This is a genomic window from Polaromonas sp. YR568, assembly GCF_943371715.1.
GTDB lineage: Bacteria > Pseudomonadota > Gammaproteobacteria > Burkholderiales > Burkholderiaceae_C > Polaromonas.
The window spans coordinates 1-17,009 of sequence record NZ_CALRVW010000021.1 but is presented as its reverse complement, the minus strand read 5'-3'; the positions used below and the strand labels follow the sequence as shown (position 1 = coordinate 17,009).

The window sequence follows — 17,009 nt, the reverse complement described above, 5'->3', positions numbered from 1 at the left end:
GAAAACAGAGGGATGATTCCAGGCTTTCTTGGGTGATCAGGTTCGTCTCCCAAGCTTATAGTTTCGGTTGGAAAACCCGCTGTCTGCGCGATAGATCAAAGACGCGAATACCTTCTTCTTCTCTCCACCTGGCGCCCGAGATTGTCACGCGAAAATAGCTTTCTTTTCAGAGTACCGCTGCTTGACGCGAAGCAACACGTCATTGGCTACAGGTTGGCGTGCCAGAGCGACGGAGCAGCGAGCGAAATCTCTGGCAGGGCTGGTGCGGATCAGCTGCGGGCCCTTTTGGCGGGGCGCTCCGGCGAAATCAAGTCGGGCCTGTTTTTTATGGAAATGGGTCCCGCGGGGCTGTCTGAGGAAGCAGTGCAGACCCTGTCGCCTCAAGCCACGGTGCTGGTTCTCAAGCCGCGGGACCTGATCGATGAAAGCCAGCTTGCTCTGGCAGCCTGCTTTCGGGACAAGGGCGGTGCGCTGGCGCTGTGCGATGCCGACCTTGCCTTTCTGAAGGCAAACGAGCAACTACTTTCTCACCTGAGCTACATTTTTCTCCCCCACGGTCATCCCGACTTGGTTGATATAGCCGCTCTGACCCGACGCAGGCAACCGGACATGGCCCTGGTCGTGGATCACATTTCAGGCTGGCAGGAGTTTGATGCCTGCACTGGTTCCGGCGTCCACGGCATCATCCGGAATCTGTGTGCCGCTCGCCGGGAGAGGAGCTCGCCGGGGAAACTGGGTCCTCAAGCGCAACAGATTCTGCAACTGATGCACATGGTTCAGGGTGATGCCGACATACGCCACCTGGAAAAGGTACTCAAGAGCGACGTTGCCCTTTCCTATAAATTGCTGCGGTATATCAATTCGGCGGGTTTTGGTCTGGAGTTCGAAATCGATTCGCCGCGACATGCCGTCGCCATGCTCGGTTATGCACCCATGTTTCGCTGGCTTCTGCTCCTGCTGGTGAGGACCAATACGGTTGCGTTTTCCCCTGCACTGATGCAGGCCGCCATGGTTCGCGGGAGGTTTGCAGAACTGCTGGGACAGGACTTTCTCTCGAGGAGAGAGGCCGAAAACCTGTTTGTCGTTGGCATGTTTTCGTTTCTCGATCATTTGCTGGGAATTCCAGTGCAGGAAGTTCTCAGGCAGCTGACCTTGCCCGAAACAGTGACGCAGGCCTTGCTCTCGCGCGAGGGTGTGTATGGGCCGGTGCTGGCGCTGGTCGAAGCGAGCGAGCAGATGGATGGCCGCGCCGCACATTTTGCGGAAGCCCTGTCCATGACGGCAACCCATGTGAACGAGGCGCATTTGTCGGCGCTTGCCTGGGCGCAGAACATCAAGCTTTAACCTGCACGGTGAGCACGCGTCCCGGGCGCCGCTCCTGACATGCACCACCCGGAATCATCGTCGCGGAACCGCCAGAGTCCGGCGCCTTGCTGGCCGGGAAAAGCTGCGCTATCAGCGCCGGCATGCGTTGGCCAAGGGATCGGTCGTTTTCTCTGCCCAATCGGGAAAATGAGGGGGAATTTTCATTCTTCTCCGGCAATCGGCAGTGCCTCTCGCCGCTTACAGTCAAAAAATGAAAAAGACCGTTATGAAACAGTGCTGGGTCGGGTTTGTGTCAGCGAGGCCTGGCGTCTGATGGCTGCCGACTGCTACCTTGTTCGCGCCCCCCTGCTTGATCCCAAGCAGAAGGTCATTGGCTACAAATTCGCATGGCAGAAAACTGGCGAAAGCGGCGACATGACCGGTGAGGCGGAGTTGCGTCAACTATTGACCCTGGTAGCCGAACATGTGGTCGATGCCAGGCTGGGCCTGGTCTTTCTCGACGCCATTCCCGCCGTGTTGTCTGCCGCGGCGCTGCAGTCGTTGCCGCCTGCAAGCACGGTGCTGGTGTTGAACCGTGCCGACCTGGTGGACGAGGGCCATGTGGCGCTGGCCGCAGGGCTGCGCAGGCGAGGCTTTGGTCTGGCACTGCGTGATGCAGATTTCGCCTGCCTGGAGTCTGACGAGACCCTGCTGCCTCTGGTCACCCATGTCGAGCTCGGCGCGGATCACCCGGAGCTGGCAGCGATCAGCAAGCTCGCCAGGAACAGGAAAATCCCGCTTTCTGTGGTGGTGAACCGTTTTCCCGGATGGCGGGAGTTTGATGCCTGCGCCCTCATGGGCTTGAATGGGATTTTTGGAAACATCTGCCTGACACCGCGCCCGCCGAACCCGGCAGAAAAACCAAGCCCGCAAGCCGTGCTGATTCTGCAGCTGATGCAGCTGGTTCAGGACAACGCCGACATTCGCCATCTCGAGAAAATCCTGAACCAGGATGCGACGATTGCCGAAAAATTGCTCCATCACATGAACTCCGCAAGGTTCGGTCTGGACGGCCGCATCGAGTCCATGCGCCAGGCGGTAGCCATGCTGGGTTACAAACCGCTGTTTCGCTGGCTGTCGCTGCTGCTGGCCATCACCAGCAAATCCGGGCTTTCTCCTGCATTGTTGCAGGCCGCCATTATTCGCGGGCGCTTTATCGAGCTGCTCGGCCAAGGGTTGCTTCACAAGAGTGAGGCCGACAACCTGTTTGTCGTCGGTACGTTTTCCCTGCTGGATCAGTTGCTGGGTATTCCTGTCGACGAGGTGTTCCGTCAGGTGGGGTGGCCGGAGCCGGTCGCGCTGGCGCTGCGCTCCCGCGAAGGGGTGGACGGGCCGTTTCTTGCGCGGGCAGAGGCGTGTGAGCGAGACGAGGGGGAGGCGGCGGCGCTGGCCAGTGCGCTGTCCATGGACGCCCAGCGTGTCAATCAGGCGCATCTCGCGGCGACGGTCTGGGCGCAGAACATCAAGCTCTAGAGTTTTCCCGCAAAGCACTTGATGCCGGGGCTGCAGGCCACCGGTGCCGGGAGCATCCTGCAGAGCGAGCACTTGGTCCGGACAAAAAATAAAAAACGGTTGTCCGGATTTTGGAGGCAACCGCAGTTTTTGAAATCAAAAAACAAAGGGATGATTTCTTGTCTTCTTTCAGGAATCAATCCCGCCAGCTGTCCTTACAGTTACCTCAGGAAAAACCCACTGTCGGCACTGCCGACGAAAGGCGGGTTTATCTTCATCCTCCCACCTGGTTAGAAGCTTGATGTTTGAAACCAAATACCTTGTGCGCGCTCCCTTGCTTGATCCTCGGCAAAATGTCCTGGGCTACAAGCTCGGATGGCAGAAGAAGGAAAAAAACAACGCTTCGCCCAGCGAGGCCGACCTGCGTCAACTGATGGCTTTTGTCGGCGAGCATGCCGCAGACCGGTTGGGCTTGTTGTATGTGGATGCCGTTCCTGCGCTGCTGTCCGCCGAGGCGCTGAAAACCATTTCCCCGGCCACGACGGTGCTGGTTCTCAAGCAAGCCGACCTGCTGGACGCCGGGCATCTGACCCTGGTTTCGTCATTGATCGAGCGTGGTTTTGGCGTCGCGCTGCAGGATGCAGATCTTGCACGCCTGACCTCGAACCCCGCCCTGCTTGCCATTGCCACGCAGGTGGAGGTCGCGTCCGATCACCCGGACCTGGCGGCAATAGGCCGGCTGTCCCAGATCAGCGAGTCGTCGTTTTCCGTGATCGTGAGTCGGTTCCCGGGATGGAGGGAGTTTGACGCGTGCGCGGCACTGGGCTTGAACGGCTTTTTTCCGAATCTGTGCCTGACAGCTCGCGAGTCGAACCCGCGCGGAGAGTTGGGACCCCAAACGGCGCTGATTCTCAAGCTGATGAAAATGGTTCAGGACAATGCCGACGTACGTGAGCTGGAAAAGGTTCTCAAACACGATGCAACCATTTCCTACAAGCTTTTCCGCTATATCAATTCTGCTGGTTTCGGCATCGAGGTCGAGATCGAATCGCTTCGGCTGGCGGTGGCCATGCTCGGCTACAGGCCGCTGTTTCGCTGGCTCTCGCTGTTGCTGGCTGCAACCAGCAGCACTGGATTTTCACCGGCGCTGATGCAGGCCGCGATTGTCCGCGGGCACTTTGCAGAATTGCTCGGCCGGGGAACACTCCCGAAAAGCGAGGCGGAAAACCTCTTTTTTGTCGGTATGTTTTCCCTGCTGGACCGGTTGCTGGGAATCCCCATGCAGGAGGTGCTGAGCAGAATCCTCCTGCCTGAAGCGGTGGTCCAGGCCCTGCTTGCCCGTGAGGGTGCGTACGGACCGTTTCTTGCGCTGGTGGAGGCCTGCGAACAGGAGAACGGGTGCGCAGCCCTTCACGCAGATGCCCTCTTCATGACGGCCGCGGACGTGAATCAGGCGCATGTGGCGGCATTGGCATGGGCGCAGAACATAAAGCTTTAGTTTCCGGCCAATCCGCGTTCGCCCGCCATGGGGCGCCTTCGTGTTGCGGATTGCTCCGGCATACCAAAAAGAGCAGGCTGTTTGGAGCGCTTTTCCGTGCATCGATACCGGCGGGGGCTGGATACATTGAAGCGTATGCCGTTGGCACGATGCACAGGGGATTTACCTGGCGCGCGCGATGGCATCAAACAACATGACTACAAACACGGATTTCGCAACAGCAGCGCCGGTCGGACCGGACTTTCTTCTGACTGACCACGACTTCTCGCGAATACGCGAGCTGATCCATCAGCGTGCGGGAATAGCGCTGAGCGTCCAGAAGCGGCAAATGGTCTACAGCCGCCTTGCGCGACGTTTGCGCGAGCTGCGGCTCAAGGAGTTCTCCACCTACCTTGGCGTCCTGGAAGCCAATCCGGACGGTGACGAGTGGCAGCTGTTCACGAATGCGCTGACCACCAATCTCACTGCGTTCTTCCGTGAGGCGCACCACTTCCCGGTGCTGGCAGCGCATGCCAAAAAATGCCCGCAGCCGCTGACGGTCTGGTGTTCGGCTGCGTCCACGGGGGAGGAACCCTATTCGATCGCAATGACGCTGATCGACGCGCTGGGTTCCCGGGCCGGCGCTGCCAGTGTTGTGGCCACCGATATCGACACCCAGGTCCTTGCCAAGGCGGCGACGGGCGTATTCACCGCCGAACAGGTCAGCAAGCTTCCGCCTACCTACCTCAAGCGGTTTTTCCTCAAGGGCACGGGGGCGCATGAGGGCAGGGTTCGCGTGCGGCCGGAAGTGGCGGCGATGGTGAAGTTCGAGCGGCTCAACCTGCTCGATCCAAAGTGGGCACTCAAGGATCCGTTCGATGCAATTTTCTGCCGCAATGTGATGATCTATTTCGACAAACCCACGCAGGGAAAAATCCTGCAGCGGTTTGCGCCCCTGATGAAACCGCATGGCCTTTTGTTTGCCGGACATTCGGAGAACTTTTCCTTCGCCAGCCAGACTTTCCGGCTGCGCGGGCAGACAATTTATGAGCTGGTCGGCAACAGCACCAAGGCGGCGACATGAGTTTGGCGCACATGGAAACGGTCGCCACCCACCATTATTTCGACCGTGAGTTCGGCATCTCCGCGGTGAAGTTGTTGCCCGGGGAGTACTTCGTCACGTCCAGCGACATGGTGCTGACAACCGTGTTGGGGTCGTGCGTGTCCGCTTGCGTGCGTGACAGCACAGCTGGCGTGGGTGGGATGAATCACTTCATGCTGCCGGAGGATGCCGACCCAAAGTCTCGTGGCGCAGCCTCGGCCATGCGTTATGGCGCCTACGCCATGGAAATGCTCCTCAATGAATTGTTCAAGGCAGGTGCAAGGCGTGAGCGACTGGAGGCCAAGGTCTTCGGCGGCGGAGCGGTCCTGGCCAATATGACCATGCTCAATATCGGCGAGCGCAATGCCGATTTTGTGCTGCGTTACCTCCAGATGGAGCAGGTCCGGATAGCGGCCCAGGATCTGCGGGGAAAGCTGCCTCGCCGCATCAACTATTTCCCGGCGACCGGCAAGGTCACCATGCGAAAGCTCAGCCAGCAGGACGACGTTGCGCAGGTCGATCGCAGCGAAAAGGCCCTGGCGCAGGCCTTGTCAGGACGACAAGCACGCAACAAGGTGGAACTCTTTGACAGGGACGTCGCCCGTGACGCTGCCAACAAGAATGCGTGGGCTTTGTGAACGTGCCAAAAATCAGGGTGTTGTGTGTCGATGACTCGGCGCTGATACGCAGTTTGATGACGGAAATCATCAACAGCCAGCCCGACATGGTGGTGGTGGCGACCGCCTCCGATCCATTGGTTGCCCGTGACCTGGTCAAACTGCACAACCCCGACGTGATGACACTGGATGTCGAAATGCCGCGCATGGACGGACTCGAATTTCTCGAAAAGCTGATGCGCCTGCGGCCCATGCCCGTGGTGATGGTGTCCTCGCTGACAGAGCGCGGCTCGGAGGCCGCGCTGCGTGCACTGGAGCTGGGGGCGATTGACTTTGTCACCAAACCACGTCTGGGCATCCGCGACGGCCTGTTGTCTTACACCGACCTGATCGCGGGGAAAATCCGCATCGCTGCCACGGCCCGGCTGCTGCCGGCGAAGCGGGCCGCAACACCAGCAGGCATGGAGACCACGGCGGAAGTGCTGCCGCTGCACAGCCCGTTGCTGAGTACTGAAAAGCTCATCATTATTGGTGCATCAACCGGCGGAACCGAAGCGATCCGCGAGGTCCTGCAACCGCTGCCGCCCGACAGTCCGGGCATCATGATTGCGCAGCACATGCCTGCAGGCTTTACGAATTCCTTCGCGCAACGCCTCAACAGCCTGTGCCGCATCGCCGTGTCGGAAGCCATTCATGGCGAGCGAATCCTGCCCGGCCACGCCTACATCGCGCCGGGTGGTTTTCATTTGTCTCTCACGCGCAGTGGCGCCAATTACGTGGCTCAGGTCCACCAGGAGCCGCCTGTGAACCGGCATCGCCCATCGGTGGATGTGCTGTTTGATTCGGCTGCAATACACGCCGGCAAGAACGCCATCGGCGTGATTCTGACCGGTATGGGGCGTGACGGTGCCGAAGGCCTGCTGCGCATGCGGCAGGCCGGTGCCCATACGCTGGCACAGGACGAAGCCAGTTGTGTGGTTTTTGGCATGCCGCGCGAGGCGATTGCCATCGGCGCCGTGAGTGAGGTCGCCCCGTTGCAGGAAATGAGCCAGCGCGTGATGACCTACCTAAGGTCCCTCGGTGCGCGGAGCAATCGGGTGTAGGCGAAGTGGAAGAGCGCTTGGGTGGCGCCTTGCGAGCCCCCCGCGGATGTGTGTTGGTAGTCAAAATTTGGAGTGAACGTGATCGACAAAAATATCAAGATTCTGGTCGTGGACGATTTCCCGACCATGCGAAGGATTGTTCGCAATCTGCTCAAGGAACTGGAGTTCGTTAACGTGGATGAAGCCGAAGACGGTGCTGTGGGCCTGGAAAAGGTCCGCAACGGCAACTACGGTTTTGTGGTTTCTGACTGGAACATGCCGAACATGGACGGTCTGGCGATGTTGCAGGCCATTCGCGCTGATCCCTCGTTCGCCAAGCTGCCGGTGCTGATGGTGACAGCAGAAGCAAAGAAGGAAAACATCATTGCAGCAGCCAAAGCGGGGGCCAACGGATATGTGGTCAAGCCGTTTACAGCCATCACGCTGGAGGAAAAGATCACCAAGATTTTCGAAAAAATAGAAAAAGAAGGTGCTTGACATGGCTCACGACACAACTTCCTCTGCAGCCGTGGGCGACTCGACCGAACAGCTGGTCAATCGCATCGGGCATCTGACGCGCCAGATGCGCGAGGGCATGCGCGAGCTCGGTCTGGACAAGGGCATTGCCCGGGCGGCCGAAGCCATTCCCAATGCACGTGACCGCCTCAGCTATGTCGCCCAGATGACCGAACGTGCGGCGGAACGGGCGCTCAACGCAATCGATGTGGCTCAGCCCATCCAGGACAATCTTTCGAAGCAGGCCGTCAGCCTGTCACAGCGCTGGGACGTGTGGTTTGCCAGTCCACTGGAGCTGGACGATGCGCGTGAGCTGGTGAGAGACACGCGCAGCTACCTGGCGGACGTCCCGCAGCAGACCAGCGCGACCAATGCGCAGCTCATGGAAATCATGATGGCCCAGGACTTCCAGGACCTGACGGGTCAGGTCATCAAGAAAATGATGGACGTGATCAAGGACATGGAGACGCAGCTGCTGCAGCTGCTGATTGACAACGCCCCCATTGACAAGCGGCAGGAGGCCGGCCACGGCCTGCTCAATGGACCCCAGATCAAGCTGGGCAACACCGATGCGGTGGACGACCAGGGCCAGGTCGATGACCTGCTGGCCAGCCTCGGTTTCTAACCCGCGGCAGACGGCTGATTGCCCAAGGAACAGGCCTATCCCCGGCCTGTTTGCCTGATCAGTTCAGGGGGCTTTCCCCAATAATCTTCGAGATGAGGCGCCTTCCGGCGTCTGTCGCTCCGGAGCATTGATGGCGGAAGAAAGTGATCTCGAAAAAACCGAACCGGCCTCGCCCCGGCGTCTGGAAAAGGCGCGCGAGGAGGGGCAGGTCGCCCGGTCCCGGGAGCTGGTGACTTTTGTCATGCTGACCACGGGCGTTGGCGCCCTTTGGACTCTGGGAGACATGATGGGCGGGCATTTCGACAGCGCGCTGCGCAATGGCCTGCAATTCGAACGTGCGTCGGCCTTTGATGCGTCACACATGATGGTGCAGGCAGGAACGGCCGTCCTCCACGCGATGCAGGCGCTGATGCCGGTACTTCTCATGATGCTGTTGGCGGCGCTGGTTGCTCCCATGATGCTGGGCGGCTGGCTGCTCTCGGGAAAATCACTGGCGCCCAATTTCTCCAAGTTGAATCCCGTGGCAGGCATCGGTCGCATGTTTTCGGCCGAGTCACTGGCCGAACTGGTCAAGACCATCGTCAAGTCGCTGCTGGTCGGTGGCGTGGCCTGGTGGGTCATCTCGGGCAAGCTCGATGCGATCATGGCCTTGATGAACGAGCCGGCACGGGCTGCGTTGCCGCATGCCCTGCATCTGGTGGCAGGCAGCTGTGCCCTGATCATCGCTTCACTGCTGCTGGTGGCGCTTATCGATGTGCCCTACCAGCTGTGGAGCCATGCCCGCAAGCTGCGCATGTCGCGCGAGGATTTGCGCCAGGAGCAGAAGGAAAGCGACGGGGATCCGCAGGTCAAGGCCCAGATCCGCAGGCAGCAGCAGCAAATGGCCAGGCGGCGCATGATGGCCGAGGTGCCCAAGGCCGACATCATTGTCACCAACCCGACCCATTTTGCGGTCGCGCTGAAATACCACGACAAGGACATGCGTGCACCACGCGTGGTTGCCAAGGGTTCCGACCTGGTGGCCTTGCGTATCCGCGCCATGGCCGAAGTACACAAGGTGCCGGTTCTGGAGGCGCCGCCGTTGACCCGGGCACTGTTCCGTCACACCCAGCTGGGCGATGAAATCCCGGCCGCCCTCTATGCGGCCGTGGCCGAAGTGCTGGCCTGGGCTTACCAGCTGAACCGCGCCGGCACGGAAGGTGGCGCGCTGCCGCGCCCCCCGCGTGACCTGCCGGTCCCCGAATCACTCGATCCCCTTGGAAATCCCGCATGACATTGACGAATTCGTTGTTGCGCCTGCCCAGGCAGATGCTGGCCGGCAACCAGGGCAAGGGGCTGGTCGGCCCTATCCTGATCATCCTGATTCTCAGCATGATGGTGTTGCCGTTGCCGCCGTTCCTGCTGGACCTGCTGTTCACCTTCAATATCGCGCTGTCGATCATGGTGCTTCTGGTCAGCATGTACACCATGAAGGCGCTGGATTTTGCGGCTTTTCCCGCCGTGCTGCTGTTCACCACGCTGCTGCGGCTGTCACTCAATGTCGCGTCCACCCGCGTGGTGCTGATGGAGGGCCACACCGGTCCGGACGCCGCCGGCAAGGTGATCGAGGCGTTCGGGCATTTCCTGGTCGGGGGCAACTTTGCCGTGGGTGTGATGGTGTTCATCATCCTGGTCGTGATCAACTTCATGGTCATCACCAAGGGCGCCGGGCGCATTGCCGAGGTGGGCGCTCGTTTCACGCTCGATGCGATGCCGGGCAAGCAGATGGCGATCGACGCCGACCTCAATGCCGGCCTGATTGGCGAAGACGTGGCGCGCAAGCGCCGTGCCGAAGTGGCACAGGAGGCCGACTTTTACGGGTCGATGGACGGCGCCAGCAAATTCGTCCGCGGCGACGCCGTTGCAGGCCTTCTCATTTTGGTGATCAACATCATTGGCGGCCTGATTGTCGGCATGGCCCAGCATGGTCTCGGGTTCTCGGAGGCTGGCACGACCTACACCCTGCTCGCCATTGGTGACGGCCTGGTCGCGCAGATCCCGGCCCTGGTCATTTCAACCGCGGCGGGTGTCATCGTCTCGCGCGTGACGACTGACGAGGATGTGGGCGGGCAGCTCACCGGCCAGCTGTTTGCCAATCCCCAGGTCCTGTTCCTGACGGCGGGCGTGATTGGTCTGATGGGATTGATTCCCGGCATGCCGAACCTCGCCTTCCTGATCATTGCGGGTGGCCTGGTCTGGCTCGGCCGGCGTGTCATGCGAGGCGGCGTGAAGAACGCTGATGCCGCGGTGGCGGCGCCTGCGCAGGTGGTGAATCCCGTGGAGTCGCAGGAAGCAACATGGGACGATGTGGCGCTGGTGGATCCGCTAGGTCTCGAGGTGGGGTACCGCCTGATTTCCCTGGTGGACAAAACCCAGAACGGCGAATTGCTGGGGCGCATCAAAAGCATACGTAAAAAATTCGCGCAGGACATTGGCTTTCTGGTGCCCGTGGTTCACATCCGCGACAACCTTGAAATCAAACCGAACGCGTATGTGGTCAAGCTCAAGGGCGTACAGATCGGCCAGGGCGAGGCTTCCCCCGGGCAGTGGATGGCCATCAACCCGGGTCAGGTCAGTGCCACGCTTCCCGGGACGCAGACGCGGGACCCCGCCTTCGGCCTGCCGGCGATCTGGATCGACAGCAGCCTGCGCGAACAGGCGCAGATTTACGGCTACACGGTGGTGGATGCCAGCACGGTCGTCGCCACCCACCTCAATCACCTGATTCACGCGCATGCGGCGGAGCTGCTGGGGCGGCAGGAAGTCCAGCAACTGCTTGATCGCATCGGGAAAGAGTCACCCATGCTCATTCAGGATCTGGTTCCCAAAACCCTGACCCTGACGACGCTGCAGAAGGTGCTTCAGAACCTGCTCGACGAGAGCGTTCCCATCCGCGACATGCGCACCATTCTGGATGTGCTCGCCGAGCACGCACCGACGGTGACAGACACCACGGAGCTGACGTCGCTGATCCGGCTGGCGCTGGGCCGTGCGATTGTCCAGCAGATTTTCCCGGGCAACGAGGAACTGCAAGTGATAGGCCTCGACAGCTCGCTGGATCGTGTTTTGCTGCAGGCCCTGACCAACAGCAGTGGACTGGAGCCAGGCCTGGCTGACAGCCTGCTGAGGGAAACCCAGCTGGCCATGGACCGCCAGTCACAGCTGGGTCTGGCGCCCGTGCTGGTGGTCCAGCACCCGCTGCGTGTATTGCTGGCCCGCTTTCTGCGCCGCAGCCTGCCGCAGCTCAAGGTGCTTTCCCACGCTGAGATACCCGACACCCGCACCATCAAGGTGACGGCCACCATTGGAGGAAAAGCATGACGATCCATCTGACACCCGGCACCTCGAACTACCGTTTTACAGCGCCATCCAGCCGTGAGGCGCTGCGTCTGGTCCGCGAGACACTCGGGCCCGACGCCATGGTCCTGTCCAACCGCGTGACGGCGGGCGGCGTTGAAGTGGTGGCGACCATGGATGTCCCCGTTGCCAGGGAAGCCGCCCCGGCGGCGCCACTACCGGTACCGATCCCGCCTCCGGCCCTTCCCCTGCAGGCGGTAGCGCCGCTGCCGGCCGTGGACGACGGCAACAGCCTGCTGCGGGAAATCCACTCCATGCGCGGAATGATCGAAGAGCAGCTTGCCGGCATGGCCTGGAACGAGCATCAAAGGCGTGACCCGGTGCGGGGGCACCTGCTGCGCACGCTGCTGGGCGCAGGTTTCAGTGCACGCTTGGCCAAGGACATTCTGGAAAACCTGCCAACCGGCCTGAGCCATGCCTGCGGCATGGACCATGCCAAGGCGGAACTGGCACGCCGCCTGCCCGTGCTCGAAGACGAAAATGCACTGATGGACGAGGGGGGCGTTTATGCCCTGATGGGCCCGACGGGCGTCGGCAAGACCACCACGACGGCCAAGCTGGCTGCACGTTGCGTCCTGCGTTTCGGTGCGGACAAGCTGGCTCTGGTGACCACCGACAGCTACCGGATCGGCGCTTACGAGCAACTGCGTATTTATGGCCAGATCCTCGGTGTATCGGTGCATGGCGTCAAGGATGCGGCTGACCTGGCGCATGTGCTGGCAGGCTTGCGCGACAAACACATGGTGCTGATCGACACCGTGGGCATGAGTCAGCGCGACCGGGCCGTGTCCGACCAGATCGCCATGCTTTGCAGTGCCGGCCGGCCGGTCAAGCGCCTGCTGCTGCTTAATGCCTCCAGCCATGGCGATACGCTCAATGAGGTGGTCGAGGCCTATCGCCACGGCGGGAAGGCGGCGAAGGGTGCCGACCTGGCGGGTTGCATTTTCACCAAGGTGGACGAGGCTACCCATCCCGGTGTGCTGTTGGATATGGCCATTCGCCACCAGCTGCCAGTGCACTACATCTCCAGCGGACAGAAGGTTCCCGAGCACTTGATGCTGGTTGATCGCCCGGCGTTGGTGGACAGCGTGTTCCATGCCAAAAGCCGAAGCGCCTTGTTCGTGCCCGGTGAGGCAGACCTTGAAGAGCGCCCAACGCCTCTGGGCAACGAGGCCGAAGTGGCCGCGGCAGAGGCCATCAACGAACGCTTGCGTGCGCAATGCCAGCAACTGATTCGGGCACTGACCCACAACGCCCAGGAACTGGCGTCGAATGCCAGCGCGCTTGCCAGTGGCCAGATCGGCTTTGAGGAAACCCGCGTACTCTGGCGCAAGCTTTGCGACGCCAAGCTTGGGGAGGAGGCGCTTGCACAGACATTGCGCGCTCAGGCTTTGGCCGACATTCATGCCGGTTGCAGCGACTATGTCCTGGCGCTGACTGGCGATACCAGCCTCACAGGCGAGGACGACGCAGATCCGCGGGTGCTCACCAGCACCGTGCTGCTTTCGGACCAGACGGGCAGACCCTTCGCTGCACCGCAGCAGATCCTGGCCGATTCATCCCAGGCGGGGGTGTCGCTGCCGGGTGACTGGATCCAGAAATCCGGAAAACCGGTTGTCCATTTGCTGGCCCGTCTCCCTGCATTCGCGTTGATCGAGCAGTGGCGGTCCAGCGGCATCCAGTGGGCGGCATCTGCAACCGCAGCCCTTCGCATTCTGGACACTGGAAATGGCACGCCGGGAACGCTCGCCAAAATGGCCGCTGGGCTCAACTTCAGTACGCCGCAAGCGACGACATATCGCAGAAAACCCGCGTGGGTGTCGGTGGCGGAAGCGCAGGTCGTTGTCCGGCCTCCCGCCGGAGACGACACGTCCGACGCACACAGGAAGGTCTCCAGACTGCGCTGTGTGGTGCGGCGTATTGTCGACGCAGACAGCGGCAAGCCGATCGCGCACAGCTATCTGCTGGCCAGTACCGGTATCCAGGTGGCAGCACTACAAATGGTCCAGTGGCCTGGCTGGCGGACCGCAGCCGAGCCGTATTTCAAACTGCTCAAGCAGGGCATTGTGCAACTCGCAAGCGATGTCCCGCCAGACGACGCATCCATGCGCAAGCAATGGCTGATTGCGGGGCAGGCTTCAACCACGGTGTTTCGCCTGCAATATGCGCAGGATCCCTGGGCTGACGCGGCACGCAAGGTGCTGGCGCGGCTGGCCGGTCGATCTGTGCGCCCGGGCCGACCGGTGCCGGGCCCGGTACTGCTGGAAGGCCTGGGCAAATTCTTTGTATTGCTGGACGCGCTGGAGTCCGACGGCGCCGATCTCTCGCCCCAGTCCCACAGGGCAACGGCGCAGGCATGAGGAATCCACAGTGAAGCAAGTGATCGCCGATCAGGCGGATGGGTTGCGCCGTCTGATGGCTGGCAGCATCGGACGGCTGGTGGCTGTGGTCGGCAGCGGGCCGGCGGTGGGCGCCACAAGCGTCGCACTGAATCTGGCTGCGGCGCTGATGCAGCAGGGCAAGGATGTGTTGCTGCTCGACGAGCGCAGCGCAGTGGATTCAACCCCGGCCCAGCGCCAGGGACGGCTGGTACTGATCGACACCGTGCTTGACAAGGATGGTGCACTCTCGCCGCTGGCCGCCCAGGCAGACCATGTCTTCGTGGTGTTGCAGCCCAATGTGGCGTCCATCACGGCAGCCTATGTTTGTATCAAAAGGCTTTGCCACGCGCATGCGCTGCAACGCTTGCGCGTGCTGGTGAACCATGTGACCGGTGCGGCAGAGGCGCAGCGCATTTTGTCGAACCTCGCGTTGACCGGGAGCCGCTATCTTGCCGTGGCGTTGGAGCCCGCCGGGTGTGTCAGGGCGGATCCGCGTCTGCCCCAGGCGCAGCGACTGAACCTGACTGTCGTTGAAGCATTTCCGACGAGTCCTTCTGCGATGGATTTTCGCCAGATCGCATCTGATTTTCTGCATTGGCCCCAGCCGCCACGGGGTGGCCAGGCGCCATGGCTGGCACGCGCTCCAGTGGTCATGCAGGGCGAAAGTCCCATGCTGGAGGTGCATTGATGCAGCTGCCGAATTCCGAGTTTCACGAGTGTTAAAAATGCAGGAGGCTTCCTCGATGTACACATCCCAGGGAAAAATCGACAAGTCCGGCCCGTCTGACTTGCTGATGCAGTACGCGCCGCTGGTACGGCGCCTGGCCCTGCAGCTGATCGCCAAGCTGCCGGCCAGCGTCGAACTGGACGACCTGATCCAGGTAGGCATGATGGGACTGCTCGATGCCGGCAATCGCTACAAGGACGATCAGGGGGCGAAATTTGAAACCTATGCCAGTCAGCGCATCCGCGGTGCGATGCTCGACGAACTGCGGGCCAATGACTGGGTGTCGCGTGGTTTGCGGCAGTCCTCCCGCGGTGTTGCCCGGGCGGTCCAGGCCCAGGAACAAAAACTGGGTCGGCCGGCCACTGAAGGCGAGATCGCCCAGGAGTTGGAGCTTTCGCTGGACGCCTATCAACACCTGCTGCAGGAGATCCAGGGTTGCCAGCTGGTGTATTACGACGACTTTGACCAGGGCGATCAGGAGAACAGTTTTCTGGACCGGCAGGCCCTGGGCGGCCAGAGCCTGGCCGACGAACCGCTGACACAGCTGCTCAGAGGCGACTTTCGCCGCCAGCTGATTGAAGCCATCGAACTCATGCCCGAGCGAGAACGCCTGTTGCTCAGTCTGTATTACGACGAAGAACTTAATCTGCGGGAAATTGGCGCTGTGCTGGAGGTGACGCAGTCGCGCGTCTGTCAGCTCCACAGCCAGGCCATCAGCCGCCTGCGCGCCAGTCTGGGCGACTCGCTGGATTCGCTGAAGAACGCCCTTTAAGCAGGCTGCGAGCGGTCTGCGAATAACCCATCAACCCTCCCGAGTGCATGTCAAAGAAAGGCCTATAGTGCGCAGTAATTTTCCCGTGACGACGACCGAGTATGAACTTCCCGAGGATGCCACGCTGGTTTCCAGGACAGATCTCAAGGGGCGCATTACCTATGCCAATCCCGCGTTTGTGGAAGTTAGCGATTTCACCAAAGAAGAGCTGATTGGAAGCGCGCATAACCTCGTGCGCCATCCCGACATGCCGGAAGAAGCATTTGCGGATCTCTGGACAACGCTGGGCAAGGGACTCCCCTGGACCGGTCTCGTCAAAAACCGGCGCAAAAACGGCGATTTCTACTGGGTGCTTGCCAACGTGACACCCATTCAGGTCGACGGCAGGACACAGGGGTTTATGTCGGTGCGCAGCAAACCGGAGCGGAGCCAGATCCTTGAAGCTGAGCAGATGTACCGGGAAATCAAGGAAGGCTCATCTGCGCATTTGACCGTCAGGCAGGGCAGCGTGGTGCGGCGTGGCTGGCGTGATGCCCTCACCTTGGTCAGGCTTGTTTCGATCCGGAAGCGGATCGCATGGACCACGGGCATGGGCGCTGCATGGGCGCTGCTTCTGGGGGTATGGGGGTGGTGGCAGGCAAGCGCGCTGGTGAAAGCCGCAGGTGAGCCCAGCTCGTTGCCGGTGCTGATCGCAGCAGCGTGCGGCCTGGCTGCGCTTGCATTGGCAGGGTTCGGCTATTTCATTGTGCAGACGATCCTCAAACCCCTGGACAAGGCCAGTGGGGTCGCGCGTGCCGTTGCCGGTGGCGCCTTGCTTCTCAAATTTCCGACGGCGGCCACCGATGAAACCGGGCAATTGATGCGTGCGCTCAATCAGATGAGCGCCAATCTCGTGGCCGTGGTGTCCGATGTGAGTGCCAATGTTGGTTCCATTGCTACGGCCGCCACTGAAATCGCCGCCGGCAACCACGACCTGTCGTCCCGCACCGAAGAGCAGGCCAGCTCCCTGGAAGAAACCGCAGCGTCGATGGAAGAGCTGACGTCCACCGTCAAACAAAACGCCGACAACGCCCGCCAGGCCAACCAGCTGGCCGTCACCGCCTCCAGCGTGGCCGTCAAGGGCGGCAGCGTGGTTGCCGAAGTGGTCGGCACCATGGGCGCCATCAATGCTTCTTCCAGAAAGATCGTCGACATCATCGGCGTGATCGACGGCATCGCCTTCCAGACCAACATCCTGGCCCTGAACGCCGCCGTCGAAGCGGCCCGAGCCGGGGAACAGGGAAGAGGTTTTGCGGTGGTGGCTGCCGAAGTCAGAAACCTGGCCCAGCGCAGTGCGGCAGCGGCCAAAGAGATCAAGACCCTGATCGGCGACTCCGTCGACAAAGTCGAAGAAGGCAGCAAACAGGTGGCCGAGGCCGGCAAGACCATGGACGAGATCGTCGACAGCGTCAAACGCGTGACCGACATCATGGCCGAGATCACGGCGGCCAGCCAGGA

Annotated in this window: 14 protein-coding genes; all 14 read left to right on the top strand. The window is 61.2% G+C overall.

Annotated features, from left to right (window positions below; genetic code table 11):
• Positions 1–141 precede the first annotated feature (141 nt).
• Entirely contained in the window at positions 142–1,344 is a 1,203-nt protein-coding gene (locus AAG813_RS14705) for an HDOD domain-containing protein (protein WP_341916385.1), read from the top strand.
• A gap of 39 nt (positions 1,345–1,383) precedes the next feature.
• Positions 1,384–2,838 (top strand): HDOD domain-containing protein, encoded by a 1,455-nt coding sequence (locus tag AAG813_RS14700; RefSeq protein ID WP_341916383.1) that lies wholly within the window; start codon positions 1,384–1,386, stop codon positions 2,836–2,838.
• Positions 2,839–3,118: 280 nt separating this feature from the next.
• On the top strand, positions 3,119–4,315 hold the full coding sequence (locus AAG813_RS14695; protein WP_341916382.1) for an HDOD domain-containing protein: 1,197 nt from the start codon (positions 3,119–3,121) through the stop codon (positions 4,313–4,315).
• Positions 4,316–4,508: 193 nt separating this feature from the next.
• Positions 4,509–5,378, top strand: coding sequence for a CheR family methyltransferase (locus AAG813_RS14690; protein ID WP_341916380.1), 870 nt, complete (start codon positions 4,509–4,511; stop codon positions 5,376–5,378).
• Positions 5,375–6,034 (top strand): chemoreceptor glutamine deamidase CheD, encoded by a 660-nt coding sequence (gene cheD, locus AAG813_RS14685; protein WP_341916378.1) that lies wholly within the window; start codon positions 5,375–5,377, stop codon positions 6,032–6,034. The genes AAG813_RS14690 and cheD overlap by 4 nt, the downstream gene beginning before the upstream one ends.
• Before the next feature lie 2 nt (positions 6,035–6,036).
• Complete coding sequence (locus tag AAG813_RS14680) at positions 6,037–7,116, top strand: chemotaxis response regulator protein-glutamate methylesterase (RefSeq protein WP_341916474.1); 1,080 nt, start codon at positions 6,037–6,039, stop codon at positions 7,114–7,116.
• A 78-nt stretch (positions 7,117–7,194) separates the two neighbouring features.
• Positions 7,195–7,593, top strand: coding sequence for a chemotaxis response regulator CheY (cheY, locus tag AAG813_RS14675; RefSeq protein ID WP_300512389.1), 399 nt, complete (start codon positions 7,195–7,197; stop codon positions 7,591–7,593).
• 1 nt (position 7,594) lies between these two features.
• Positions 7,595–8,236: a protein phosphatase CheZ gene (gene cheZ, locus AAG813_RS14670; protein ID WP_341916374.1), complete on the top strand. Its 642-nt coding sequence runs from the start codon at positions 7,595–7,597 to the stop codon at positions 8,234–8,236.
• Positions 8,237–8,366: 130 nt separating this feature from the next.
• On the top strand, positions 8,367–9,509 hold the full coding sequence (flhB, locus tag AAG813_RS14665; RefSeq protein ID WP_341916372.1) for a flagellar biosynthesis protein FlhB: 1,143 nt from the start codon (positions 8,367–8,369) through the stop codon (positions 9,507–9,509).
• A complete protein-coding gene (flhA, locus tag AAG813_RS14660; RefSeq protein WP_341916370.1) occupies positions 9,506–11,596 on the top strand; it encodes a flagellar biosynthesis protein FlhA in 2,091 nt (696 codons plus the stop codon). Before flhB ends, flhA begins: the two co-directional genes overlap by 4 nt.
• A complete protein-coding gene (gene flhF, locus AAG813_RS14655; protein ID WP_341916368.1) occupies positions 11,593–13,992 on the top strand; it encodes a flagellar biosynthesis protein FlhF in 2,400 nt (799 codons plus the stop codon). The genes flhA and flhF overlap by 4 nt, the downstream gene beginning before the upstream one ends.
• Positions 13,993–14,002: 10 nt before the next feature.
• Complete coding sequence (locus tag AAG813_RS14650; protein WP_341916366.1) at positions 14,003–14,701, top strand: hypothetical protein; 699 nt, start codon at positions 14,003–14,005, stop codon at positions 14,699–14,701.
• A gap of 55 nt (positions 14,702–14,756) precedes the next feature.
• Positions 14,757–15,512, top strand: a complete 756-nt coding sequence (locus AAG813_RS14645; RefSeq protein ID WP_341916362.1) for an RNA polymerase sigma factor FliA — start codon at positions 14,757–14,759, stop codon at positions 15,510–15,512.
• An 85-nt stretch (positions 15,513–15,597) separates the two neighbouring features.
• Positions 15,598–17,009: methyl-accepting chemotaxis protein (locus AAG813_RS14640; protein WP_341916359.1), on the top strand; the 1,412-nt coding region annotated here is incomplete at its 3' end.

Coding starts and splice junctions, on each gene's coding strand:
- AAG813_RS14645 (WP_341916362.1), top strand. CDS start 14,757: ATGTACACATCCCAGGGAAAAATCGACAAGTCCGGCCCGTCTGACTTG.
- flhA (WP_341916370.1), top strand. CDS start 9,506: ATGACATTGACGAATTCGTTGTTGCGCCTGCCCAGGCAGATGCTGGCC.
- AAG813_RS14695 (WP_341916382.1), top strand. CDS start 3,119: ATGTTTGAAACCAAATACCTTGTGCGCGCTCCCTTGCTTGATCCTCGG.
- AAG813_RS14690 (WP_341916380.1), top strand. CDS start 4,509: ATGACTACAAACACGGATTTCGCAACAGCAGCGCCGGTCGGACCGGAC.
- flhF (WP_341916368.1), top strand. CDS start 11,593: ATGACGATCCATCTGACACCCGGCACCTCGAACTACCGTTTTACAGCG.
- AAG813_RS14700 (WP_341916383.1), top strand. CDS start 1,384: ATGCACCACCCGGAATCATCGTCGCGGAACCGCCAGAGTCCGGCGCCT.
- cheZ (WP_341916374.1), top strand. CDS start 7,595: ATGGCTCACGACACAACTTCCTCTGCAGCCGTGGGCGACTCGACCGAA.
- cheD (WP_341916378.1), top strand. CDS start 5,375: ATGAGTTTGGCGCACATGGAAACGGTCGCCACCCACCATTATTTCGAC.
- flhB (WP_341916372.1), top strand. CDS start 8,367: ATGGCGGAAGAAAGTGATCTCGAAAAAACCGAACCGGCCTCGCCCCGG.